This is a genomic window from Mycobacterium sp., assembly GCF_044370595.1.
In the GTDB taxonomy this organism is placed as follows: Bacteria; Actinomycetota; Actinomycetes; order Mycobacteriales; family Mycobacteriaceae; genus Mycobacterium.
The window spans coordinates 1-24,064 of record NZ_JBILVF010000018.1; the positions used below are offsets into that span (position 1 = coordinate 1).

General features: G+C 68.9%; 21 protein-coding genes. 10 read left to right on the top strand and 11 right to left on the bottom strand.

The genetic code is table 11. The features are described from left to right. The coding region (locus ADBZ5N_RS04450; protein ID WP_526256283.1) for a fatty acid desaturase family protein at positions 1 to 989 on the bottom strand (989 nt) is incomplete at its 3' end. Between the two features lie 36 nt (positions 990 to 1,025). Continuing rightward, complete coding sequence (locus ADBZ5N_RS04455) at positions 1,026 to 2,069, bottom strand: flavin reductase family protein (RefSeq protein WP_526256284.1); 1,044 nt, start codon at positions 2,067 to 2,069, stop codon at positions 1,026 to 1,028. 69 nt (positions 2,070 to 2,138) lie between these two features. On the opposite strand from ADBZ5N_RS04455, the gene ADBZ5N_RS04460 reads away from it, so the two are divergent. From ADBZ5N_RS04460 to ADBZ5N_RS04485, 6 genes are all read left to right on the top strand, one after another. Next, entirely contained in the window at positions 2,139 to 2,828 is a 690-nt protein-coding gene (locus tag ADBZ5N_RS04460; RefSeq protein WP_526256285.1) for a TetR/AcrR family transcriptional regulator, read from the top strand. Positions 2,829 to 3,018: 190 nt separating this feature from the next. Then, positions 3,019 to 3,264, top strand: coding sequence for a ribbon-helix-helix protein, CopG family (locus ADBZ5N_RS04465; RefSeq protein WP_526256314.1), 246 nt, complete (start codon positions 3,019 to 3,021; stop codon positions 3,262 to 3,264). Continuing rightward, positions 3,251 to 3,559 carry a type II toxin-antitoxin system PemK/MazF family toxin gene (locus tag ADBZ5N_RS04470; RefSeq protein WP_526256286.1) on the top strand — a complete coding sequence of 103 codons (309 nt, stop codon included), beginning with the start codon at positions 3,251 to 3,253 and terminating at the stop codon, positions 3,557 to 3,559. The genes ADBZ5N_RS04465 and ADBZ5N_RS04470 overlap by 14 nt, the downstream gene beginning before the upstream one ends. A 54-nt stretch (positions 3,560 to 3,613) precedes the next feature. After that, on the top strand, positions 3,614 to 5,557 hold the full coding sequence (locus tag ADBZ5N_RS04475) for a flavin-containing monooxygenase (protein ID WP_526256287.1): 1,944 nt from the start codon (positions 3,614 to 3,616) through the stop codon (positions 5,555 to 5,557). Next, a complete protein-coding gene (locus tag ADBZ5N_RS04480) occupies positions 5,557 to 6,594 on the top strand; it encodes a DUF4185 domain-containing protein (RefSeq protein WP_526256315.1) in 1,038 nt (345 codons plus the stop codon). The genes ADBZ5N_RS04475 and ADBZ5N_RS04480 overlap by 1 nt, the downstream gene beginning before the upstream one ends. 22 nt (positions 6,595 to 6,616) lie before the next feature. Beyond that, positions 6,617 to 7,198, top strand: coding sequence for a hypothetical protein (locus ADBZ5N_RS04485; RefSeq protein ID WP_526256288.1), 582 nt, complete (start codon positions 6,617 to 6,619; stop codon positions 7,196 to 7,198). A gap of 48 nt (positions 7,199 to 7,246) precedes the next feature. On the opposite strand, the gene ADBZ5N_RS04490 is transcribed toward ADBZ5N_RS04485, so the two are convergent. The 3 genes from ADBZ5N_RS04490 to ADBZ5N_RS04500 are packed head-to-tail and all read right to left on the bottom strand — an operon-like array spanning position 7,247 to position 9,928. Beyond that, positions 7,247 to 7,852 carry a GNAT family N-acetyltransferase gene (locus tag ADBZ5N_RS04490; RefSeq protein ID WP_526256289.1) on the bottom strand — a complete coding sequence of 202 codons (606 nt, stop codon included), beginning with the start codon at positions 7,850 to 7,852 and terminating at the stop codon, positions 7,247 to 7,249. Positions 7,853 to 7,862: 10 nt separating this feature from the next. Continuing rightward, positions 7,863 to 9,092 carry an NRAMP family divalent metal transporter gene (locus tag ADBZ5N_RS04495; RefSeq protein WP_526256290.1) on the bottom strand — a complete coding sequence of 410 codons (1,230 nt, stop codon included), beginning with the start codon at positions 9,090 to 9,092 and terminating at the stop codon, positions 7,863 to 7,865. Next, positions 9,089 to 9,928, bottom strand: coding sequence for a magnesium transporter (locus tag ADBZ5N_RS04500; protein ID WP_526256291.1), 840 nt, complete (start codon positions 9,926 to 9,928; stop codon positions 9,089 to 9,091). Before ADBZ5N_RS04500 ends, ADBZ5N_RS04495 begins: the two co-directional genes overlap by 4 nt. A gap of 93 nt (positions 9,929 to 10,021) precedes the next feature. Between ADBZ5N_RS04500 and ADBZ5N_RS04505 the strand changes: the two genes are divergently transcribed. From ADBZ5N_RS04505 to ADBZ5N_RS04515, 3 genes are all read left to right on the top strand, one after another. Continuing rightward, entirely contained in the window at positions 10,022 to 11,053 is a 1,032-nt protein-coding gene (locus tag ADBZ5N_RS04505; protein ID WP_526256292.1) for an NAD(P)-dependent alcohol dehydrogenase, read from the top strand. A 20-nt stretch (positions 11,054 to 11,073) separates the two neighbouring features. Next, entirely contained in the window at positions 11,074 to 12,378 is a 1,305-nt protein-coding gene (locus ADBZ5N_RS04510) for an acyl-CoA dehydrogenase family protein (protein WP_526256293.1), read from the top strand. A 124-nt stretch (positions 12,379 to 12,502) separates the two neighbouring features. Beyond that, complete coding sequence (locus tag ADBZ5N_RS04515; protein ID WP_526256294.1) at positions 12,503 to 12,682, top strand: hypothetical protein; 180 nt, start codon at positions 12,503 to 12,505, stop codon at positions 12,680 to 12,682. A gap of 21 nt (positions 12,683 to 12,703) precedes the next feature. On the opposite strand, the gene ADBZ5N_RS04520 is transcribed toward ADBZ5N_RS04515, so the two are convergent. The 3 genes from ADBZ5N_RS04520 to ADBZ5N_RS04530 are packed head-to-tail and all read right to left on the bottom strand — an operon-like array spanning position 12,704 to position 14,983. Next, a complete protein-coding gene (locus ADBZ5N_RS04520; protein ID WP_526256295.1) occupies positions 12,704 to 13,498 on the bottom strand; it encodes an acyl-CoA thioesterase in 795 nt (264 codons plus the stop codon). Beyond that, positions 13,495 to 14,643, bottom strand: a complete 1,149-nt coding sequence (locus tag ADBZ5N_RS04525) for a CoA transferase (RefSeq protein WP_526256296.1) — start codon at positions 14,641 to 14,643, stop codon at positions 13,495 to 13,497. The genes ADBZ5N_RS04520 and ADBZ5N_RS04525 overlap by 4 nt, the downstream gene beginning before the upstream one ends. Positions 14,644 to 14,671: 28 nt before the next feature. Further along, positions 14,672 to 14,983, bottom strand: coding sequence for a hypothetical protein (locus ADBZ5N_RS04530; RefSeq protein WP_526256297.1), 312 nt, complete (start codon positions 14,981 to 14,983; stop codon positions 14,672 to 14,674). A gap of 66 nt (positions 14,984 to 15,049) precedes the next feature. On the opposite strand from ADBZ5N_RS04530, the gene ADBZ5N_RS04535 reads away from it, so the two are divergent. Next, entirely contained in the window at positions 15,050 to 15,541 is a 492-nt protein-coding gene (locus tag ADBZ5N_RS04535) for a metallophosphoesterase family protein (protein WP_526256298.1), read from the top strand. On the opposite strand, the gene recD is transcribed toward ADBZ5N_RS04535, so the two are convergent. The 3 genes from recD to recC are packed head-to-tail and all read right to left on the bottom strand — an operon-like array spanning position 15,522 to position 23,967. After that, positions 15,522 to 17,318, bottom strand: a complete 1,797-nt coding sequence (gene recD / locus ADBZ5N_RS04540; protein ID WP_526256299.1) for an exodeoxyribonuclease V subunit alpha — start codon at positions 17,316 to 17,318, stop codon at positions 15,522 to 15,524. The two genes, ADBZ5N_RS04535 and recD, sit on opposite strands and share 20 nt — an antisense overlap. Next, complete coding sequence (locus ADBZ5N_RS04545) at positions 17,315 to 20,641, bottom strand: UvrD-helicase domain-containing protein (protein ID WP_526256300.1); 3,327 nt, start codon at positions 20,639 to 20,641, stop codon at positions 17,315 to 17,317. The genes recD and ADBZ5N_RS04545 overlap by 4 nt, the downstream gene beginning before the upstream one ends. Then, entirely contained in the window at positions 20,641 to 23,967 is a 3,327-nt protein-coding gene (gene recC / locus ADBZ5N_RS04550) for an exodeoxyribonuclease V subunit gamma (protein WP_526256301.1), read from the bottom strand. Before recC ends, ADBZ5N_RS04545 begins: the two co-directional genes overlap by 1 nt. Positions 23,968 to 24,064: the final 97 nt, after the last annotated feature.

Genomic DNA, 24,064 nt, shown 5'->3' on the forward strand with positions numbered 1-24,064 from the left:
AGCGGCCCGGAATTGTAGGGCAACCCGTAACGCCGGCAGATCTCACGGACCTGCGGGGCGATCTCGGCGTACCGACGCGCGGGGATGTCCGGGAACAGATGGTGCTCGATCTGGTGGGACAGGTTGCCGGACAGGATGTGAAACAGCCTGCCGCCGGTCAGGTTCGCTGAGCCGAGGATCTGCCGGTAGTACCACTGCCCGCGTGTCTCGTTGCGGGTCTGCTCGACGGAGAACTCCTCGGTGCCTTCCGGGAAGTGCCCGCAGAAGATGATCGAGTAGGCCCAGACGTTGCGCACCAGGTTCGCGGTCAGGTTTCCAGTGAAGACGAACGGGGCGAACGGGCCGCCCAGCAGGGGGAAGGCGACGTAGTCCTTAAGGACCTGGCGGCGGGTCTTGCGCCAGATCTGTTGGAGCACCTCGCGCTTGTCACTGACAGTGATCTCACCGGATCGGATGCGGTCGGCCTCTACGTCGTGCATGGCCACCCCGTACTGGAACAGCACCATCAGCAGGAAGGCGTAGACCGGGTTACCCAGATAGTAAGGGCGCCAGGGCTGGTCGTCACTCATCCGCAGGATGCCATAGCCGATGTCGCGGTCCATGCCGACGATGTTGGTGAAGGTGTGGTGGGTGTAGTTGTGCGAGTGCCGCCACTGCTCCGCCGGGCAGGCGGTGTCCCATTCGAAGGTCTGGCCCGACAGTGCCGGGTCGCCGGTCCACTCGTACTGACCGTGCATGATGTTGTGCCCGATCTCCATGTTGTCCAGGATCTTCGACACCGACAGCAGGGCGGTGCCGGCCAGCCAGGCGGGCGGGAACATCAACAGAGCCCGGCCGGCGACCTCCATGCCGCGCTGGGCTTTGATCACTCGGCGGATGTAGTCGACGTCGACGTGACCGAGGTCGGCGACGACTTTCTCCTTGATGGCGTCGAGTTCGCGGCCGAACTCGTCGAGTTGCTCGGGCGTCAGGGTGGGTGTGTGGGTCATCGGTGGTTCCCCTTGATTCGAAGTAAAGGTGTTGGTTTACAGAGCGATGTCGACGTCGCCGACGGCGACGGACACGCAGATCTGGACGGCGTCGCCGTCATCGGTGGAGAGCGCTCCGGTGGTCAGGTTGCGCACCACACCGCGCACCTTGCGGCGGGTACAGGTGTGGCAGATGCCCATCCGGCATCCGGTTTTCGGCGCCAGCCCTGCCTCTTCGGCTTGATCGAGCAGGGTCCGGCCGTCGTCGTCAGTGTCCATACCGCTCGCACTGAATGTGATCCTGCCATCACCGGGAGAGTCCGGGATCGCCAGCGGGGCAGGGGCAAAACTCTCCGATACCGCAGCCGGGTGGTGTCGGCGCACAGCATCGACCAGGGTGTGCGGCCCGCAGACGTAGACGGCGTCCGGGTCGGCCATCGCGGCGGCCAGATGCCGCTCGTCGAGGTGGCCATCCAGGTCCCCGCCCGGACCACGGGTGCAGGCGTAGCGCACCTGCACGTCGGGCAGCAGCGCCAACTGCTCGCGGTAGCCGGCGTCCTCCAGGGTGCGGACGTAGTGCAGTACGGCGATCTCGCCGTCGTACCACTGCTCCTGCAGGGTGCGGACCATGGACATCACCGGGGTGATCCCGCTGCCGCCGGCGATCAGCAACAGCCGCCGTGGCCGCGGGGTGGGTAGGACGAAGTCACCGCCCGGCGCGGATAAGCCGACGGTCAGGCCGGGGCGGGCAGCTCCGTGCAGATACTCCGACACCACCCCGCCGCGATGGCGGGCGATGGTCAGTTCGATCAGTGGGCTCCCCTCGGCGTTGGCCGGGGAGTAGCAGCGGGTGTGGCGGCGGCCGTCGATCTCGACGGTGACAGGGAGGTACTGCCCCGCGGTGAACGAGACAGGGTGGTTGGGCCGAAGCCAGACGGTGAGGTTGCGACCGGATCGGCGCACCCGCACCACGGTGGCGCGGTCTTCGCTGGTCCACATCGGGTCGAGGAGTTCGGTGTAGCGGTCGACGCCGTGCGGGCCGGCGAGGAGACCGAGCAGCCGGGCGCGCCGACCCGACCGCCTAGGAATTTGAGTGAACATATGTACACTATTGCTCTGTTTGCGACGCCTCGTCAAGGAAAAACCCTGCTTGTGTTACGGTTCACATCAGTGAATAGTCGTGCACCCAGTCGCCATGTGAGTTCGAGCAGGTCCCGGTCGCGTACCCGCTCGCAGGAGACGCTGACGCGCGAGGAGCGCAAAGCGGCCACCCGGCGGGCGATCATCGACGCGGCCCTGAAACTGCTCGACGAGCGCAGTTTCAGCGCGCTGAGCCTGCGCGAGGTCACCCGCGCCGCCGGCATTGTCCCGGCGGCCTTCTATCGGCACTTCGAGTCCATGGAAGCCCTCGGTCTGGTGCTCATCGACGAGTCCTTCCGATCCCTGCGCGACATGCTGCGCAGCGCCCGGGCGGGCGAACTGGACCTCAATCGGGTGATGGCCTCCAGCGTCGACATTCTCACCGCGAGCGTCACCGAGCAGCGCGAGCATTGGCGGTTCATCGTCCGCGAACGCTCCAGTGGCGTGGCGGTGCTGCGCTATGCCATCCGCACCGAAATCCGCCTGCTCACCTCGGAATTGGCCACCGACCTGGCGCGCTTTCCCGGCGGCCTGAGCACCTGGAGCACCGAGGACCTCAACATTCTGGCCAGCTTGTTCGTCAACTCGATGATCATCATCGCCGAAGCGCTTGAGGACGCACCCGACGCCACAGCCGTCGAGGAGATCAAACGCACGGCTGTCAAACAGCTTCGGATGATCGCCGTGGGGATCGCGGGTTGGCGCAGCGGGCCTGGGTGACGGCTACACCCGCGGTTGACCCGTCAGGACAGACGCCGGTGAGACCCACAGTTCGTGTGTGAAGTACACCGGCGTGTAGATCGCGGTGAAGTCCGGGCTGAAGACGCCGTCTGGGAGACCGGTGGGCTGGCTTCGGTTCCACGGCCTGTCGCGAAGCGTCCGTCATACAGATTAAGCTGGTTGTATGACGATGTTGAGCTTTCGCGTCAACGATGACGATGCGGCCGCCGTCGAACTGTGGGCCCGGCGGCTACACATCGAGCGGTCTGAGCTGTTGCGCGCCGCATTACGACGGCACCTCTCCGAACTCGCTTCGGAAGTGGAGGCGCGCGCCTACGCGGAAGTTCCGTTGACGGACAGCGAGAAGGCCCTCGGCGACATCGCCGAATGGGGTCCGGCCGAGGACTGGAGCGACTGGGCCAATGCAGAGGGGTGAGCTGTGGTTCGCCGCAACCCCCGGCGGGGATCGACCGGTGCTCGTCCTCACCCGCGACCCCGTCGCCGACCGGATGGGCGCAGTAGTCGTCGCCGCACTCACGCGAACACGTCGCGGACTGGTTTCCGAACTGGAACTGACGGCGGCAGGGGACGGTGTCCCGAGTGACTGCGTGGTGAACTTCGACAACATCCATACCCTGCCCCGGACGGCTTTCCGGCGCCGGATCACCCGGTTGTCACCGACCCGCCTTCACCAGGTCTGCCATACGCTCCGGGCGGCCAACGGCTGCTAGACCCCATGCCGACCGGCCCCGGTGGGTCAGTGCCGCCGCAGTTAGCCTGAACCGATGCGCAATCCGCACGCCGGTGAGCCGTTCACCGACTCCGACGCCGAGATCACCGCCGCCCTGCAGGACGTGTCCATCCCGGCGCTGCTGATGGCGTGCGTGCACATGACCGACGACGACGCGGTGCGGGAGTCGATCCTGGCCGGGCCGCTACGACCGGCCGGGTTGTTCCTCAACGAGATCCAGGGCTTCATGTCCGAACAGGACAAGGCCGCCGCCCGCGCGCTGGCCCTGGGCATCATCACCGACTACCGCGACCGCGGGTGCCCTGAACCCAAGACCGTCGATCCCGCACTGCTCAAACGGATGATGGACTGGATCGCCGCGGCTGAAGTTCCCGACGAGTACGTGCCGATGATGCTCGAGGAAATGGGTCTCGACGGCGACGCCCGGCTGGACGGGTTGAACAGCGCGGCGGCGGCCCGTAGCGATTTCCCGGTTATCGTCATCGGCTGCGGCCAATCCGGTGTCCTCGCGGCGATCAGGCTCAAACAGGCCGGGATCCCGTTCACCGTGATCGAGAAGAACCCCGGTGTGGGCGGCACCTGGTGGGAGAACACCTATCCGGGAGCCCGGGTGGACGTGGGAAACCACTTCTACTGCTACAGCTTCGAACCGGCCGACCACTGGAGTGAGTTCTTCGCCCGCCAGCCTGAACTACAGACGTACTTCGCCGGCGTGATGGCCCGGCACGGCGTCGGTGACCATGTCCGGTTCAACACCGAGGTCACCGCCGCGGTGTGGGACGACGCCACCGGCACCTGGGCGGTGAGCGTGTCTGGCCCCGGCGGATCCGAAACCCTCTATGCCCGAGCCGTCATCAGCGCCGTCGGGCAACTCAACGCCCCCTCGATCCCCGACTTCGCCGGTGCCGCGGACTTCGCCGGCCCGGCCTTCCACACCGCACGGTGGGACCACGACGTCGACCTGACCGGCAAGGACGTGGTGATGATCGGGGCCGGCGCCACCGGATTCCAGGTCGCCCCGGCGATCGCCGAGCAGGTCGGGCGCCTGACCATCATCCAGCGCACCGCGCAGTGGATGTTCCCCAACCCCAATTACCACGCCGCTGTTGGAGTCGGGATGCGTTGGGCCATCAAGCATCTGCCGTTCTACGGGCGCTGGTATCGCTTCCTGGTCTTCTGGCCCGGCTGCGACACCGGCTTGGCCGCGGCGAAGGTCGACCCGGACTGGCCCGACCAACAGCGCGCCGTCAGTGCCGCCAACGACATGGCCCGGCTGATGTTCACCGGGTGGATCACCAGCCAACTCGAGGGCGACCCGCACGCCGACGAGTTGGCCGCCAAGGTCATCCCGGACTACCCCGCCACCGGGAAACGCACCCTGCAGGACAACGGAAGCTGGCTGCAGACGCTGCGGCGCGGCAACGTCGAGTTGGTCCGCGGCAGCGTCGATCACGTCGAGACAGACGCCGTCGTCGACAGCCACGGCGACCGCCATCACGCCGATGTCCTCATCTACGCCACCGGCTTCCGGGTCAACGACTTCCTGTCCTCACTGAGGGTGATCGGCCGCGAGGGCGTGGAGTTGCACGACGCGTGGGGTCAACGCCCGGCGGCCTACCTCGGCATCACCATCCCGGGTTTCCCGAACTTCTTCTGCATGTACGGTCCCGGCACCAACCTGGCCAGCGGCGGCAGCCTGATCTTCCACTCCGAGTGCGAGATCCGCTACATCATGGGCTGTATCGACCTGCTGCTGGCCTGCGGCGGCACGGCGATCGAACCCCGCCGCGAGGTCTACGACGACTACTACCAGCGCTGCCAGGCCGAGCTTCACACCCTGGTGTGGTCCCAACCCAGCATCCGACACAGCTTCTATAAGGACGCCCGCGGTGTGGTGCACTCGCTGAGCCCCTGGCGGCTGGTGGACTTCTGGTCATGGACCCGTTCACCGGATCCCACCGACTACCTCATCCGCTGATGGCGCTGGCCCATCCGTCCGGTGCTGTCACCGGAAAGGTCAAGGACCTGACCGGCCCCGGATTGACGGACCGGTTCGGGGCGATGTGCACCGATCTGGGCGCGTCGGTGCGAGCCACCGACGGCAGTCTGGTGTCGGTGTTCGGCGACACCTTCTCCGGCAACCGGGTCGGCTCCGGGGACTGGCGATCACCGGTGATCCTGATCGGCACCGGGGACGCCACCCAGCCGATCGTCTACCGCACCGCCGGTGGTGCCGATCCGGGCTATGCGCGGCAACTGTGGCACTACCGGCACCGCACCACCCCCGGTCTGCTGCGCCGCGGCATCAGCACCGTCATTCCCTCCGATCTGCTGCGGGTCGGCGACACCCTGTACCTGCACGCCATCGTCAACCAGGGTTTCGGCAATGTGCGATGGACGGAGATCTGGCGTTCCGACGACAACGGGATGTCCTGGCGCAACCTCGGCAAGTCCGCGAAGTTCCGGGCCGGCCTGTACAGCGGGCACGCGCAGTGCTGGACATGGGATTACGACCCGACAGACGGGTGGGTGTATGTGATCTCCACCGGCTTCCAACGCAACAAGGGGCTGATCCTGCGCCGGGTTCGCCCTGAGCACATCGGCGATCAGTCCGCCTATCTTGCGTGGTCGGACGGGCGATGGGGCCAGGAGGCCTCGGTGATCACTCCGCCCGGGGAGACCTGGGGTGAGCTGTCGCTGCGTCGATTAGATTGCGGCACATGGGTATTGGGGGGTTTTCTGTCGTCGGCCTACTCACTGGGCTACCGCACCATCAGCGCACCGACGTCCGATCTGACCGATGCGCCGGTGCAGCGGCCGGTGCGCGGCTGCGAATGGGACGGGGAGGACCACGACGGCTGTCGGGTGGCGCAACTGTACGGCGGTTACGTTCTGCCAGGCAGCAGGTTGGATGTCGCGGGTGGGGTAGGACTGGTTGTCTCGCAATGGAACACCGCTCGGGGCTGGCCCTATCGGGTGATGCAGTTCCGGGTGACGCTGCGCGACACCACCTGAGGCGTCTGGCTACAGTGGTCTGGTGCTAGTCAAAAGCGTTCTCCTCACCGCGATGACGGTCAGCGCCGCTCTGCTCGGCCCGGCCACCGCGGCCGCTGAGCCCGATACCGCGCCGACGGTGCCCGGGGTCTCGGCATATGTGCCGGTCAACCCGGCGGACTACTCCGTCAACGGCGGCAAGTGGCTGGGCTTCGCCGGGCCGCCGGGGGTGGTGTGCATCCTGGATGTTCTCAGAGGCGAGTTCGGCTGCAGTGGGCCCCTGCCCGGCGCCCCGGAGGGGGTGAACCTGGTCAGCGGTGGACCCACCGGGATGCCGACGTTCTCCACCACCGACACTCCGCCGTACGCCGCCGCCGGCGCGGTCAGACGGTTACCGCCGAACACCCGGCTGACGTTCCGGCAGTTGTTCTGCGGCGTCGACGACGCCGGAGTGGTGGCCTGCGTGAACACCGCGGAACGTACCGGCTTCCTGGTCGGCCCGGAGGCCACGTCGATCATCGCTCCCCCACCGCCGCCACCGCCGCCGCCGGCCCCCGAGGAAACAGCGGCGCCGGCCCCGGTGGCACCGGTCGTGCCGGGCCCGCCACCGGCGCCGGTGCCCTAGGTTGCCCGGCCAGGGTCACGTGCCCGTACCGCCGGGGCGCCGCCACCCCTACCGGGGCGGCCGCCACATCGGCCACATCGAGGGCCCGCCGCCGGGCATCCGGATCTCCCCGGTGACCTCAAACCCGAACCGCGTGTAGTACGGGATGTTGTCGGGATTGCTGGACTCCAGATACGCCGGCGCAGCCTCGGCGTCGCAGCGGTCCAGCCGCGAACGCATCAGAGCCGCGCCGTAGCCGCCACCGCGTACCCGCGGGTCGCTGCCGATCATCCCCAGATACCAGTGCGGTTCCTCGGGATGGTTGGCCTTCATCTCCTCACCGAGCGCCTGCGCCAACCGGATCCGGCCGCGGAACGCCCGGAGCGCCGCGGGCAGCATGCCGATCAGTTCGCGGGGACTCTCGGTCGGGCGGCCCGGCGGGTCCCACATGGCCGCCGCGCCGACACCGTCCTCCGATACCGCCACCTCGACCCCGCCGCCGGACAGGAAATGGTGGCGGGCCATCGCGCTGAAGAAGCCCGGCTGTGTGGCGGTGCGCCTGGCCGAAGCCGGTTGCAGCCAGCAGAACACCGGGTCGTCATGGAACGCACGGGCCAGTGTTTTGGCCAGCGCCGCAACATCGGTTGAGTGCGCGGGTCGCACCGTCAGCGCCATGGCGGCCAGGCTAGCCCAGCACCGCCGTGGCACCCAGGGCCAGGACACACACCACCACCGCGCCGGTCGTCAGGGCGTAGATAGCGGTCCCGACAGGTCCGGTCGCGAACTCGCCCATCAGATCCCGGTCGCGCCCCAGCCCGACCATCGCGATCAACAACGGGATCAGCAGCACCGCGTTGAGCACTTGGGTGCCCACCAGGATCGCGACCAATGGCGCGTCCGGTGCGAGCACCAGCACCGTGCCGATCACGGTGATGACGCCATAGGTCAGATAGAAGGTGCGGGCCTCGCGGTAGGGATCGTCGAGGGCTGCCTCGACCCCGGCGTACTCGCACACCGAATAGGCGGTGGACAGCGGCAGGATCGACGCCGCCAACAGCGACGCCCCGATCAGGCCGACCGCGAACAGCGTCGAGGCCGCCTGGCCGGCCAACGGCTCCAACGCCACCGCGGCGTCGGCGGCGTCGGTGATGCTGCGGCCCTCCCGGTGCAGGGTCGCCGCACACGCCACCACCACGAAGAATCCGATGACGCCGGTCAACACCGCACCGGTGACCACGTCGATGCGTTCGGCCGGCAGGTCCTCGGTGCGCAGTTTCTTGTCCACCGCGTAGGACTGCATGAACGACAGGCCCCACGGCGCCAGCGTGGTGCCCAGGGTGGCGGTGACGATCGCGATCGCTTCGCCGGTCATCGGCATGGTCGGAACGACCGTGCCGCGCAGCGCCGCCCCCCAGTCCGGACCGGCCATGAACCCCGAGGCGATGTAGGCCAGAAACACCGTGGACAGCAGCAGCAGCAGCCGCTCCACCCGGTGGAAGCTGCCGCGCAGCACCAGCAGCGACACTGCCAGCGCGGCCACCGGCACGCTGATGTAGCGGCTCACCCCGAACAACTCGAAACCCGCTGCGATACCGGCGAATTCGGCGCATGTCGTCCCGATGTTGGCCACCACCAGGGCGGTCAGCACCGCCCCGCCGACCCGCACCCCGTAGCGCTGACGAACCAGACCGACCAGCCCCTGCCCGGTGACCACCCCCATCCGCGCGGCCAGGCTGTGAAAGACCACCAGCGCCGCCGTCGACAGCAGCAGCACCCACAGCAACTGATAGCCGTGCTCGGCGCCGAGTACCGAGTAGGTGGTGATCCCAGCCGGGTCGTCGTCGGACAGCCCGGCGAGCAGCCCCGGACCCAGCACGACCAGCAGTGCGGCCCAGCGGGTGCGCAGGCGCGTCACGTGCGGGTGTGGCGGATCAGGTGACGCCGGTGCCGCCAGACCCCCGAACGTAGGAATCGACGGCCCTGCCACGCCGGCCGGTGTGCAAGCCGGGCCCGCCAGCGTCCGGCATGGTCGAGTGGCATCAAGGCCACGATGCGTTCGGCCTGCGGTCCGGACATCGCGCGCAGTACCCGCTCGCCCACCTCCGGATGGACGACGCTCACCGCAGCAGCGGCCACCGCCGGGTCGTTGACCGCCAGGATCTCGGTGGCCGCGTGGGTGTCGACCCGGCTGACCAGAGCAGCCAGACCGCGGGCATCCAGTCGGTGCACCGCCGCCCGCGGGGTGGACAGTTGAACCGCATGGCCGCGCTCGGAAGTCAGGTGCAGATCCGACCACGCGACGATGTCTTCCCCCGAGCGAATCCGCCGCAGGCCCAGCCGGCGCAGCACGCCGGCGAAGCCGACCTCCACGCCGACCAGTTCCAGCCAACCGCCGTGCACCCGACTGATCAGCACGTCGGCGACCCGGGCCAACCGCTGACCGACGACGTCGACGATCTGGGTGTCGAGCACATCCCTTTTCAGCCGGATCTCGTCCGGTGCCAAAGCCTCGGCCAGGCTGTCGATGCTCTCCGGCTGCGCGGCGGCGATCACCCGGCCGGGCTGGAAATCCTGCACCCGATCCCAGGGCAGCAGCACCGAGCGGCCGCCGGGCAACCGCACCACCAGCCGCGCGATCAGCCGCCCCCCGCCGTTGCCGTCGAGCCGCACGGTCAGGTCAGCCAGCCGCCCCACCGGGTGACCATCGGGGGTCAGCACCTGCTGACCCGTCACGCGGCTGAGCAGCAACACGGTTCTTAAGCATGCCGCATTCCCTTCCGCCGCCCCCGCAAGAGCCGAGCCAACCGGCACCCGATCTAATCGAGGCAGCGAGAGGAGACGAGGATGCGCGCGCTGCGGATGATGGGCTTCGGCCGGGAACCCGAGCTGGTGGAGGTTCCCGACCCGACGCCGGGCCCGGACGAAGTGGTGGTCAAGGTCGGCGGCGCCGGAGCCTGCCACTCCGATCTTCACGTGCTCTACGAACTCGACGCCTCGGCGGTCTGGCAGTTACCGATGACCCTCGGGCACGAGACCGCCGGCTGGGTGGCCGCAGTCGGCAAAGGCGTCGAGGGCCTGCGCGAGGGCGACGCCGTCGCGGTGTACGGCGCGTGGGGCTGCGGGGTGTGTGCGCGCTGCGCGGTCGGAGTGGAGAACTACTGCGAGCGCCCGTCGCTGATCGGCGGTGGCGGCCTGGGTCTGGACGGCGGGATGGCCGACTACCTGCTGGTGCCCCATCAACGGCAGCTGGTTCCGCTGCCGGACGGACTGGACCCGGTGGTCGCCGCGCCGCTGACCGACGCCGGCCTGACGCCCTATCACGCGATCCGGCGGTCCTGGCCCAAACTCACCCCGGACGCCACCTGCGTGGTGATCGGTGTCGGCGGCCTGGGCCACGTCGCGGTGCAGATCGCGCGGGCCACCACCGCCGCGCAGGTGATCGCCGTCGACCTCAAACCCGAGGCGTGCGAGTTGGCCCGCAAGGTCGGCGCCCACCACGCGGTGCTGGCAGGCGACACCGCCGCCGCGGCCATCCGGGATCTCACCGGCGGCCGCGGCGCCGACGTCGTCCTCGACTTCGTCGGGGCCACGCCGACGATGGACCTGGCCCGCGCGGTGGCCCGCACCATGGCCGACGTGACCATCGTGGGTATCGGCGGCGGGGAGATCCCACTGGGTTTCTTCTCCCAGCCCTACGAGGTCAGCATCGCGACCACCTACTGGGGCAGCCGGCCGGAGTTGAGAGAACTGCTGGCCCTGGCAGCCAGCGGTCAGGTGTCCACCGAGCGCACCATCTACCGACTCGACGACGCGGCCCGGGCCTACCGCGATCTGCGCGACGGCACCGTGGTGGGCCGGGCGGTCGTCGTGCCCTGACGTCGAGGACACTGAAGAGCATGTGGGATTTCGAAACCGACCCCGACTACCAGCTCAAGCTGGACTGGGTCGAGGAGTTCATGCGCACCGAACTCGAACCGCTGGACCTCGCGCCGTTGGACCCCTACGACAAGAAGAATCCCGAACTGATGCGGGTGCTGCGGCCGCTGCAGCAGAAGGTGAAAGACCAGGGCCTGTGGGCCGCGCACCTCAGCCCGGAACTCGGCGGCCAGGGCTACGGCCAGGTCAAGCTGGCGTTGCTCAACGAGATCGTCGGTCGGTCCCGTTGGGCACCAGCTGTTTTCGGTTCGCAGGCCCCGGACTCGGGTAACGCCGAGATCCTGGCACTGTTCGGCACCGAGGAGCAGAAGAAGCGCTATCTGCAGCCGCTGCTCGACGGGGAGATCTCGTCGTGCTACTCGATGACCGAACCGCAGGGCGGCTCCGATCCGGGCCTGTTCACCACCGCCGCGGTCCGCGACGGTTCAGGAAACGGGGACTGGGTGCTCAACGGCGAGAAGTGGTTTTCCTCCAACGCCCGCTTCGCGTCGTTCTACATCGTCATGGCGGTCACCAACCCGGAGGCGCGCACCCACCAGAAGATGTCGCTGTTCATCGTTCCCGCCGAGACGCCCGGCATCGAGATCGTCCGCAATGTCGGGGTCGGGGGGGAATCCTCCGCGCACGCCACCCACGGCTACGTGCGCTACACCGACGTCCGAGTGCCGGCCGATCATGTTCTCGGTGGGGAGGGCCAGGCGTTCGCGATAGCCCAGACCCGGCTGGGCGGGGGCCGGATTCACCACGCCATGCGCACGATCGCGCTGGCGCGCAAGGCTTTTGACATGATGTGCGAGCGCGCGGTGTCGAGACAGACCCGGCAGGGACCGCTGGGGGACTTCCAGATGACGCAGGAGAAGATCGCCGACAGCTGGATCCAGATCGAACAGTTCCGACTGCTGGTATTGCGGACCGCCTGGAAGATCGACCGCTATCACGACTACCAGAAGGTGCGCCGTGACATCGCTGCGGTGAAGGTCGCGATGCCCGGGGTTCTGCACGACGTGGTGCAACGCGCCATGCAGTTGCACGGTTCGCTCGGGGTGTCCGACGAGATGCCATTCATCAAGATGATGGTCGCCGCGCAGTCACTGGCCATCGCCGACGGGCCGACCGAGGTGCACAAGCTGACTGTGGCGCGACGTACCCTCAAGGAGTACGAACCGGTCACCACGTTGTTCCCTTCGCAACATCTGCCGACCCGCAAGGCCGCCGCCAAAGTCCGACTTGCCGAATTGCTGGAACATGACGTCGCCGAACTGTGACGACAACCCTGTGAGCCCCGTCACAATTCGGTAATTTCTTTGGCCTTCTCAAACTCGACTCTGGCTCCCACCATTGGGAGATAGGGCGCTGCGGCGCCACCACCGCCCGGATCGGGGATACCAAATGCAAGACTATATCTACTCCACGCCCCTGTTCATCATCAGCGCGGGGACGGTTCTCATTCTGCTGATCGCGCTGACCATGCGGTCGATCATTCGTCGCGAGAAGGCGATGATCAACGCCGCGATGGACGAGCCGCACGAGATTGCGGCCTACGAACAGCGTTGGCGCAACGCGGCTTAGGCCGTAGGGCCGGCTCCGGGGTCAATCCCGGCTGACGGCCTGGCCCTCATGGACCAGCGTCGCGACGCGCTGGCCGTCTGCGCCGAACAAGCCGGCCGTCATCAGGCCGCGACCGCGCGCCGCCGCCGGTGACCGGGCCTCCAGCAGGTTCCACCGGTCGGCGGTGACGCGGCGGTGAAACCACACCGACGAGTCGGTGGTCGCGGCGTGATGACTGCGATCGGTCATCGAGTGGCCGTGCACCGCCAGGACCGGGTCCACCCCGTAGACGTCGGTGACGTACACCGCGATGCAGGCGTGCAGCACCGGGTCGTCGGGCAGTTCCGAGGTGACCCGCCACCACAGGCGGCGGACGAACCCGCCGTCGCGCTGATCGCTGACCCGTATATCGATCTCGTCCAGCGGAAGGGACGGCGCCGGTCCGATCGGACCGGTTCTGGGAAGCCCGTCGGGGTCCGCGGGGTCACCGTCCGCGCGGTCGCTGTGCTCCGGTCCGGCCGCGGGTACGGCGAACAGCGCGGTGGCACTCACCAGGAGCCGATCGCCCTGTCGGCCCAGGACCCGCCGCGACGACGAGGTGCGTCCGTCGTGCATCCTCTCCACCTCGTAGCCGACCGGTTCGCCGGCATCGCCTCCCCGCAGGAACTGCACATGGGATGCGGTGGGGACCTTCTCGGCCAGCACGGTCCGGCAGGCGGCGGCCAACGCCTGCGCGGCCAGGTGCCCGCCGTAGGCCCGCTTTCCGGCCGGTCCGCTGGCCGGCCCGGTGAAGGTGTCGGCTCCGGCGCCGGTGAGGTCGAACAGTGCGGTGATCATTCGCCGAGCCATTCGGCCGGCACCGCGGTGTTGTCCTGCCCCAGTGCCGGCGCCGGCCCGGCGGGGGTGTGCGCGCCGTCCACCGACATCGGCAGCCCGGGTGCGCGATACCGGCCGATCCCGTGTTGCTCCAACTCGGCGAACAACGGATTCGCCATCACTCGTGGGCTGTTCACCACTTCGGTGAAACTCTGGTAGCGCTCCCACAGCACCGAACTGGCTGCCAGCGCTGCACTGATCTCCGTGGCGGTGTGCGAGCCGAACCACTGCGCGACGAGGTCATTGAGCACCTCGCGGTGCCGGAACCGCTGCCCCTCGTCGGCAAAGTCCGCGCCGAGTGTCTTCCCCAGCGCGGCAACGGCTTCGGTGGTGCCGGTCAGTTCGGTGAGATCGCGAAAGTGCCGCACGGTGAGCGCCACCACCATGAAACAGACGCCGTCGCTGCTGGTGAAGTCCCGCCCGTACTGGCCGAAGATGGCGTTGCCCAATCGGGGGCGTCGGTCGCCGTTGACCATGGCCTCGGTGAGGAATCCCAGATTGGCCGCAGTCGCCAGCGCAACATCGTCCAACGGCAACCGGATGCTGCTGCCTTCTCCGCTGCCGTCCCGGCGGCGCAGTGCCGCCAGGACGGCCAGCGCGGCGTACAGCCCGCAACTGACATCCCAGGCCGGCATCACATGGTTGACCGGCCCGAGGTGGTCAGCCGGTCCGGTGACCAACGGGAAGCCGGTGGCGGCGTTGACGGTGTAGTCCACTCCGGTCGATCCGTCGGCGCGGCCGAGCACCTCCAGGTGGATCAGGTCGGGCCGAAGCGCGCTCAGCGTTTCGTAGGAATGCCACTGCCGCCCAGCGACATTGGTGATGAACACACCCGCCGCCGCAATCAGCCGCTGCACCAGTTGGCGGCCGTCGGGCGAGCGCATGTCGATCTCCATCGAACGCTTGCCCTTGTTCAGTCCGGTCCAGTAGATGCTGTCCCCGCCGGCGGCCAGCGGCCAGCGGTGGTAGTCGGCGGCGCCGCCCGCCGGGTCGATGCGGACGACGTCGGCGCCGAGTTGAGCCAGCGTCATCCCGGCCAGCGGTACGGCGACGAAACTGGAGATCTCGACGATCCTCACCCCGGCGAGTGGGCGGCTGGAATTCACCCGATGAGTATGGCTGGCACTCTCGGCGCTACCGAACCGCGAACGGCACGCCGAGGAAGATGAAGGACAGCGACAGCAGGATCCAGCCGGCCGCCTGCCAGATGACCCAGACACCGTCGGCGCGCCAGATCTGGATGGTGCGCACGAACGCCCCGATCCCGCCGGCGAACAGGATGCCCGGAACCAGCACCCCGGTCAGCAGCGACCGCCACATCACGGTCGCGGTGAAGGCCACCAGTGCCAGGACAACCACGATGCCGACGTACTTTGCCGCCGCACGAAGGGCCTGCGGGTCACGCCAGCGCTTCTCGACGTCGTTGATACTGCCTTGGCTTGTCATGGTGGCCTCCAACTCCAGCGTAGACCGGTTGCCGACCGCAGCGGGCGGCCCGTCGTACGGTGACGCATGCGCCTCGTGTTGATCTCCGACACCCACATCCCGCACCGGGCCCGCGATCTGCCCGCCCCGGTGTGGGCCGAGGTGGAGTCGGCCGACGTGGTGATCCACGCCGGGGACTGGGTGCACGTCGATCTGCTCGACGAACTCCAGGGGCGCTCCGCGAACCTGGTGGCCTGCTGGGGCAACAACGACGGCCCGGCGTTGCGGGCGCGGCTACCTGAATGTGCGGAGGTGACGCTGGCCGGGGTGCGGTTCACCGTGGTGCATGAGACCGGCGCGGCCAAGGGCCGTGAGGCGCGGATGGCCGCGGCCTACCCCGACACCGACGTGCTGGTGTTCGGCCACAGCCACATCCCGTGGGACACCACCGCCGCCTGCGGCCTGCGTCTGCTCAACCCCGGCTCGCCCACCGACCGTCGCCGCCAGCCGTTCCACACCTATATGACGGCGGTGGCGGACGGCGGGGCGCTGACCGACGTCAGCCTGCATCGGGTGTGAGACCCGCACGGTCCCGCAGCCGCCGGGCCAGCCCGCTCGCTCGCAGTGCGCGGCGGCCGACTGCGGCGCGCACCTGATCGGCGGTGCCGATCACCCGCACCTTCTCCCGGGCGCGGGTGACCGCGGTGTAGAGCAGTTCGCGGGTCAACAGCCGGGAGTCCGCAGGCGGCAGCAGCACGGTGACCTCGGTGGCCTGACTGCCCTGGCTCTTGTGAATGGTCATCGCGTGCATGGTGTCGATGTCGGCGAGCCGGCTGGTGGCCAGTTCCACCGGGCCGGTGGCCCCGCTCATGACCGCCCGCAGCACACCGTCGTGCAGCACCGCCACACCGGTATCGCCGTTGTAGAGTCCCAGCCCGTAGTCGTTGGCGGTGACCAGCACCGGCCGTCCCGGATACCAGGGGGCCCACAACGGCATGTCGGTGCGCTCGGCCAGCCAGCGTTCGGTCTGCCGATTCCAGTAGGCCACCCCGTAGGGTCCGCGCCGGTGCGCGCACAGCAGCCGGTGCCGGTCCAGCGTGCGGAGCGCCTCGCTGTCGTCGCCGAGGGCTGCTGCCTCCCGCAACGCAAGGGCTTGCGGCACAAGCACTTTGCGAAGCACACCGGTGGGCTGATCGCTGTCGATCCACTCGATGTGATCGCCGCCGGCGGCGAGCACCCCCAGCGCTTTCTCGGCATCGCCGATGCGGATCGCCTCGGCCAGCGCCCCGATGGCATCACCGAACCGGTGCGGGGTGACCAGCGTCGCGATGGGGGTGTCGGCTCCGGGGTGCGCGGCGGCCAGCCCCTCGACCAGGTCGGCCAGCACCGCGCCGGCCTCCACCGAGGCCAATTGGTTGGGGTCACCGACCAGCAGCAGCCGCGAATCCGGCCGGACCGCCTCCAGCAGTCGGGCCATCATGGTCAACGACACCATCGAGGTTTCGTCGACGACGATCACATCGTGCGGCAGCCGGTTGTCGCGGTTGTGCCGGAACCGCGACGAAGTGTCCGGCCGGCTGCCCAGCAGCCGGTGCAGGGTGGTGGCGGTCAGTTCGGGAAGCCGGTCCCGGTCGGCGGGGTCCAGCGCGCGAACCTCCTCCTGCACAGCTTCCAGCAGCCGGGCGGCGGCCTTACCGGTCGGTGCGGCCAACGCGATCCGCAGCGTGCGCTTGGCGGCGCAGCCGCCGTCCAACTCGACCTGCTCGGCGAGTAGCGCCAGGAGTCGGGCGACGGTGGTGGTTTTGCCGGTGCCAGGTCCGCCGGTCAGCACCGTCAGCGACCGGGACAGCGCCACCTGCGCGGCGGCCCGTTGCTCGGCGTAGCTGTCCGGGAACAATCGGGCGATATCCGGGGGGCTGCTGCCGGTGCGCCGCATCGCGGTCAGGGTGAGCACATCGTCGGCGACCCGGCACTCTTCGATCCAGTAGCGGTCGAGGTAAAGCAGGCCGGCCCCATCGGCGCCGTCGACGTGCAGCACCGGCGGTTCGGCGATCAGTTCACTGCCCGTCACCGCGGCCAGCCAACTGTCCGGTTCCGGCCACGGCAGGTCGGGCACACCGACCTGCTGCGCGATCTGGGTGAGGTCGACGCACACCGATCCGCCGCGCACCGCCCGCACCACGAACGCCAGCGCCAGCGCCACCCGCTCGTCGGTTTCGTTGGCCAACTCGGTCAGCCGCCGGGCCACCAGCACGTCGGCGGATTCGAGCACCTGCGCCTCGTTGAAGCTGCGCAGCAGTCCGGTGGCCGCCGTGCTGCGCCGCCAGTCCGCGGCCTCGGTCTGCGGGGCGGTCATGCGGCCGCTCCCCCGTCGTCGCGCCGGCCGTCGAGCAGATCGGAGAGTGCGATCACCAGCGCCGCCGGGGGCTGCCAGCCGAACACCCCGGCCGGCTGACCGTCGGTGGTCGGGGTGTCCGGCCCACACATGCCGCGGACGAACAGATACAGCACCCCGCCCAGGTGGCGCTGCGGGTCGTACCCGGGCTGGCGCCAGCGCAGGAACCGATGCAGCACAACCAGATACAGCAGTGCTTGCAGCGGGTAATCCGAATGCAACATCGCCTCGGCCATCCGGGCCGGGGTGTAGTCGGCGGCGGTCAGCGGCTGGCCGGGTTCGCCGAGCCAGTTGGTCTTGTAATCGGCAACCAGGTAGCGATGGCCGGGTACGCGTCCGGTGCCGGGGATGCGCAGCACCACGTCAACCGAGCCGCTGAGATATCCGCGCAACGGCTGACGGCCGAGTGTCGCGTCGGTGAGCCGGTCGATGTATTCGGCCATCGGATCGTTCTCCGGCAGGTATGCCTCGAGCAGTCGGCCGACGTCGGCCAGGCGGATGTCAGGCACATCAGCGCGCAGGTCACCGCCGGCCAGCGGGAATTCGAAATCTAACTCGCACAACCGGTCCCGCAGGTCGACCTGCCGCAGGGTACGGCCGTCGGCGAGCGGGCCCAGCGGCGTGTCATGCAGTGGAATCAGTGCGGCCGCGAGGTCGGCGGCGGGGACGTCCATCGGCCACCACACCGAATGCTTCTCGATCTGGGCGTGCAGTTCGGCCGTCAGATCGGGCGCCAACGGGTCAGCGGTCTCCAGCACCGCGTGCACCAGACTGCCGAACTGCGCACCGGTCGGCAGGTCGGCCATCGGGGAGGGCACCTCCGACCCGGCGGCCGGGGTGATCAGCGCGATATCGGCGACCTCGTCGTCGAGGCCGGAGACTTCCGGTTCGCTGCTCACCCCTACGGCGTCGGAGGCCGCGCGCACCAGACCGGAGTAGGAGGTACGCCGCCAAGTGGTGTCGATCCTGCGGTGGAAGTGCCGCACTCCCAGATCAGGCGGCGGCTCGGGTGCCGGCAGCTCCGCCGCCGACGCGGGATCGGAGTCCTCGATGCTCAACGCGCCGAGGGTTTCCCACCGCCGCAGCAGCGGAAGCGCCTCGGCGCATTCGATCTTGGCGGGCTCGCAGCGGGACGGAACGCTCGCCTCACCGGGACCGCGGCCGCGCAACAGCCGGGACAACCCGCCGTTGGGTTCATCCCAGGACGGCGCCCACCACGCCACCACCTGGGACTGGGCGCGGGTCAGCGCCACGTAGCACAGCCGCAACTCCTCGCCGCGGGCCTCGTCGTCCCCGGCGCCCTGCGCGAACGCCAACTCCGGGCTCTGTTTACCGCCGACGTGCAGGCAACGCTGCTCGCCGTCATGGAAGCGGATCAGGTCCTCGGACCGCATGTACCGGTTGAAGGCCAGCGGCAGGTAGACGATCGGGAACTGCAGTCCCTTGCTGCCCCACACCGTCATCACCTGGACGGCCTCGGCTTCGCTGTCCAGGCGGCGGCTGCGCTCTTTGGCGCGGGTGCCCTCGTCGCGTTGGGTGCGCAACCAGTCGCGCAGCGCCCCAAGGCTGTAGTGCTCCCGTTGCGCGGTCTCATGCAGCAGTTCGGTGACGTGTGCCATGTCGGTCATATCGCGTTCACCGCCGGCCCAGGACAGCACGTCGCGGCTCATCCCGGCCAGTTTCGCCGCCTCGAACACCGCCGCCACACCGGCCTCGCGGGCGTGATCGGCCCACTGCCGCAACGTGTCGGCGACCCGGTCGGTGAGTTCGTCACCGCCGTCGACCAGATCTGCGGCGGTGTTGCGGAAGAACATCGTCGCCGCGGCGGCGCGCACCATGGCCGGCCGGTGCGGCTGGTCGATCGCCTCCAGCAGGCACAGCCAGTCGTCGGCTGCAGGGGACAGCAGCACGTCGGCGTCGCCGGTGTAGACCGCCGGTACCCCGGCGGCGAGCAGGGCGGTGAAACAGTCCCGGGCACCGGAGTGGGCGGTGATGACGGCGACGTCGCGGGCTTTGAGTGCACGGCCGTCGAACTGCGCGCCGCTGGCCAGCAGCGCCCGGATGTCGGCGGCCATATCGGCGAAAATGTGCGGACGCAGGATCTCCGTCTTCAGTGTTTCGGTGCCGCTCAGGCCGAACTGGTCGCGCCGGACCACCCGCAGCCGGAACGGGTCGTTGTGCGGCGCACCCTGCAACCGGTGTCCGCGATGGTCCGCGCGCACCTCGCGCACCACGATGTCGGCGTCGCCGAGTTCAGCGCCGCCCATCAGCATCTGCAGCCGGTCCACCAGCACGTCATCGCTGCGGTAGTTGGTCCCGAGGGTGAACCGGTCGCCGGCGGTGCGGGCGGCCTTCAGGTAGGTGACGATGTCGCCGCCCCGGAACGCGTAGATGGCCTGCTTCGGGTCGCCGATGAGGATCAGCGTCGAGTGACCCCGGAATGCCCGGTCGATCACCTGCCACTGCACCGGGTCGGTGTCCTGGAACTCATCGACCATCACCACCGACCACCGCCCGTGCATACGCGCCGCGGCGGGTGAATCCGGCGCCTCGAGCGCGTTGGCCAGCCGGGTCAGCAGATCGTCGTAGCCGAGAACCCCGCGCAGCCGTTTGCGGCGCTCCAGTTCGGTGACGAAGTCCCGCGCGAACCGCAGCCGCACAGCCGGTTCGGTGTCGGGGTGCGCATTGACCGGCCGCAGCTGGGTGCCGGGCTGGTCGGCGATTTCACGGGCCATCACCAGTGCGTCCGCCCGGCTGATCTTCGGCTTTTCGGTGGAGTTGCCGAAATGCTTCAGATACAAGTCGTCGACGATCTCGGCGACCAGATCCTCCAGGCTCTCAACGAGTTCCACACCGGCGTCGGTGTCACCGGCCACCCCGAGTGAGTTCAGGACAAGGTTGCAGAACTGGTGGATGGTGGCGATGGTGGCGGCGTCGAAGCCGGCCAGGGCCGCCCGCACCCGTCGCTTGCGTTCCACCAGTTCGTCGGCGTCGGCGTCGATCAGGTGCCGGAGCAGTTCATTGCTGTGCGCGCCGACGGAGGTCGGGTCGTCCAGGGCCCGGACGGCATCTTGCAGGGCGTCGCGGATACGCTCGCGCAACTCCTGGGTGGCCGAGCGGCTGAAGGTGATCAGCAGCATCTCATCGAGTGCCGCAACACCTTCGGCGACGTACCGGGTGACCAGGCCGGCCAAGGTGAAGGTCTTGCCGGTACCCGCACTGGCCTCGAGGACAGTGGTGCTCCGCGGCGCGGGCAACCGACCGCACAGCTCAAACCGTTCCATCAGACCACCTGCCCTTCGGCGTTCAGCATCGGCAGCCACAGCCGGGCCGCGTAACATCCCAACCGGGTGGTCTCCCCGTCGACCTCCTCGGCCGGCGACGGCGGTCCCAGTAGGACGTCCAGATCCGGCTCCTTACCCCAGATGCGTTGCACAGCAGGCTCGTCGCGGTCGTACTTCCACTTGTTGCGGGCCTCCCCCTGCGGGCTCGGGGGTCGGCGGCTGTAGTTGCCGTTCGCCAGGTCGAAGCGCGCCGCCGCCCAGGCGTAGGAGGTCTTGACCGGTAGCGGGAGCGGTTGGCGGTGACCGGCATCGAACATCTCCACCAGGGTGCGCAGAATCGCCCGCGGGTCCCCCTGCGGGCGGTGCAGCAGACGCTGGGCCAGACCCGCGCCCTTGGCGGCCCGGCCGATGCACACCGCCGAGAAGTTCCGGTCCGGCATGGCTGCGGCCAGGGCCAGCAGCGGAATCCACGCCGCAAGCAGGTGCTGGCCGCCGAGTTTGGAGAAAGTCAGTGACACCGTGCGGTCACCGAACACCCCGGGCACCGTACCGGTCAGCCGACGGCCGGCCCCCACCGCGAAGCCCAGGTCGACATCGACGTCGTAGGCCTGCGGATCACCGGTCCGGTAGTGCGCCGCGCCGGTGGCGAGTTGGATTGCCTGGTCACGTAATTCGTTGACGGTGTGGCAGCCCAACCAGCCCGGTGGCAGCAGCCCGCGGCGCCACTCGGCCTGCCGCGCCTGCTGCGGATCCATGCCGGCGACGATGTCGGTCAGCATCCGGTCGCCGACCACCCACTGCTGCAGGTTGTCCACCTCGACCGGCATGGCGTCCTCGACACCGTTGAAATCACGCGGCAGGGCGAACTCCAACTCGGTGAAGAAGCCGCGGATCGGATCGCGGTAGAACCCCAGCAAGTCCGTCAGGCCGACGTCGGCGACCGGCGGTTGCGGCAGCGGTGCGGCGAAGAAGTCCGGCTGGGCCGGACGGTCGGCGGCCATCGCCAGCGCCGCCGACAGGGCCGTCGCATCGAAGCTGAAAGGTTCATCCGGCACACCGAGAGCGCCGGGGGTGACATTGCGGATGTCGAAGGGCTGCAGGGGATGCCGGGTGAGGATCCGATTCCGTACCTGGTGCTCGGTGGTGCCGTCGAGGGCATCGAGCAACTCCATCAGCGGCACCGCCGGCGGCCGGTCCTTGCCGGTGTGTTCGTTGGCGCCGGTGTAGGTGATGACCAGCTTCTCGGTGGCCGCGCAGACCGCGTCGAGAAGAAGTTGACGGTCCTCGGAGCGGACGTCGCGTTCACCGGTCCTCGGGTCGCGGGCCAACGCGTCATCGCCGTCGGGGCTGCCAAGGCGGGGGAAGACGGTGTCGTCCAGACCGACCAGGCACACGACCCGGTGCGGCACCGAGCGCATCGGCACCATGGTGCACACGGTGAGGGTGCCGGTCCGGAAATTGGCCCGGGTGGGCCGGCCGGCGAGTTGGCCGGCCAGCAGCGCATGCACGTCGCTGAGCCGCAGGACGGTGCCGGTCCTGCTGCCGGCCCGCCGCAGCACCTCGTTGAACTCCCGCTGAAGTTGGCTGAGCTGCCAGGCATCGGAGTCGGCCACGCGGGCGAGCTGCACCACGGCGTCGGTCAGCGCGGTCAGCCACTGTTCCAGCGTCCGGGTGCCGGTCAGCGAGTCCACCGCAGCGCGTAACCGTGCCACGAATTCAGCCAGCCGGCCGGCGAGTTCGACCCGATTGCTGCCGACGTCGTCCAGCGGCAGGGTGGTGTCGATCCAGGCCCGCGAGTCCTCCGACATCGCCACCCCGGTCAGAATCCGGTCCAGGCCGAACTGCCAGGTGTTCTGAATGAAGTCCACGCCGAAGGGTTGGCGGTGCTCCCGGTCGAAGCCCCAGCGGATGTTGGACCCTTTGACCCAGGTGCTGATGTTCTCCAGATCGTCGTCGGTGAAGTCGAACCGGTCCCGCACCGGGTCGGTGTGGGCGATGTTGAGCACCTCGGTTGCCGTGACCCGACTGCCGGCCAGGCTGAGCAACTGCGCGGCCAGTGCCAGCAGCGGGTTGGTCTGCACCAGAGACCGGTCGGCCAGCCTGACCCGCAGCCGATGCGCCGGGTGCGCGCCCGGTAGGACCTCGCCCAATCCGAAGTCGGCGGCGATCAGCGGCGCATAGCTTTCGATGTCCGGGCACATCACCAGGATGTCGCGGGGCTCCAGGGTCGGGTCGTCGGTGAGCAGACCCAGCAGCACCTCTCGGAGCACCTCGATCTGACGGGCCGGGCCGTGGCAGCTGTGCACCTGCACCGATCGGTCCGCGGGCTGCAGGCTGCGGCCCCGGGGTGCGACGGCATTGGTGGCGATGTCGGACTGCAACCATCCCAGCAGGGTGTCCGGACGGGGCCCTGGGGGGGTCAGGAACTCGTCGGCAGCCCGGTCGGCCGGCAGGCTGCGCTGCAGTTCCCGCAGATCCCGCCCCAGCGTGGCCAGTAATGGATGGTCGACCCGCAGGTGGCTTTCGTCGTCGCGGCGTGGCACGACACCCCGCAGGTCCGCCAGCGCGGTCCACAGGGTGGCGCTCGGGTGCGGCAGCCACAGGTGCACGTCGTGGTGGACCGCCAACGCGTCGATCAGGCCGAGATCGGTGGCGGCCAGCCTGGTGTAGCCGAACAGCGAGATGCGTTCTGGCAGATCACAACCGGACTCGCGCAGCTGTGCAATGGTTTTGGCGTGCCGGATGTGCGGGGGGTCGATGGCCATCGACGCCGCCACCCGCCGCCAGAGCTGCGGCTGCCAGGCCAGGTCGTCGTCCAGGTCGTCGTCCAGGCCGTCGGTGTCGCCGTCGAGCCAGTCGGCCAGCAGTTGCGGGCGCTGCCGGGCGTAGGAGGCGAACAGCCCGGCGAGCCTGCGCGCCACGGCGTAGCGGCGTCCCTGTCGTAGCTCTTTCTCGTCGCCGACGTCGACGTGACCGAGATGGGCGGCCAGGGTCTGGCACCACGGCTCATCGAGGCTGGCGTCGATCACCTCCAGCAGGGGCCAGGTCATCGCCTCCGGTGACCACGGGTCGTCTTCGCGGGTGCCGGCGATTTCGGAGATCAGCGACGCCGGCGAGCGGAACACCACCCCGGCGCACACCCCGTCGGCGCCCGTGCCGCGGCCCAGTCGGTGCGACAGCTTCTGGGACAGCCACCGTTCGACACCACGGGCGGGTACGACGACGAGATCCTCGGCGAACGGGTCGGCAGGAGGTGCGGCCAGCAGTTCCCCCAGCCCGTCCGCGAGGACGTCGGTGCGTTCTGCGCGGTGAATATGGAAGGCCATCGTGCGACCACCGTAAACCCGCCCACTGACACCAGGCCGCCGGGCCGCGGCAGTTTCGGGCGCCGTCGTGCACTCTTGTGCACCTCACTGGTCCCAC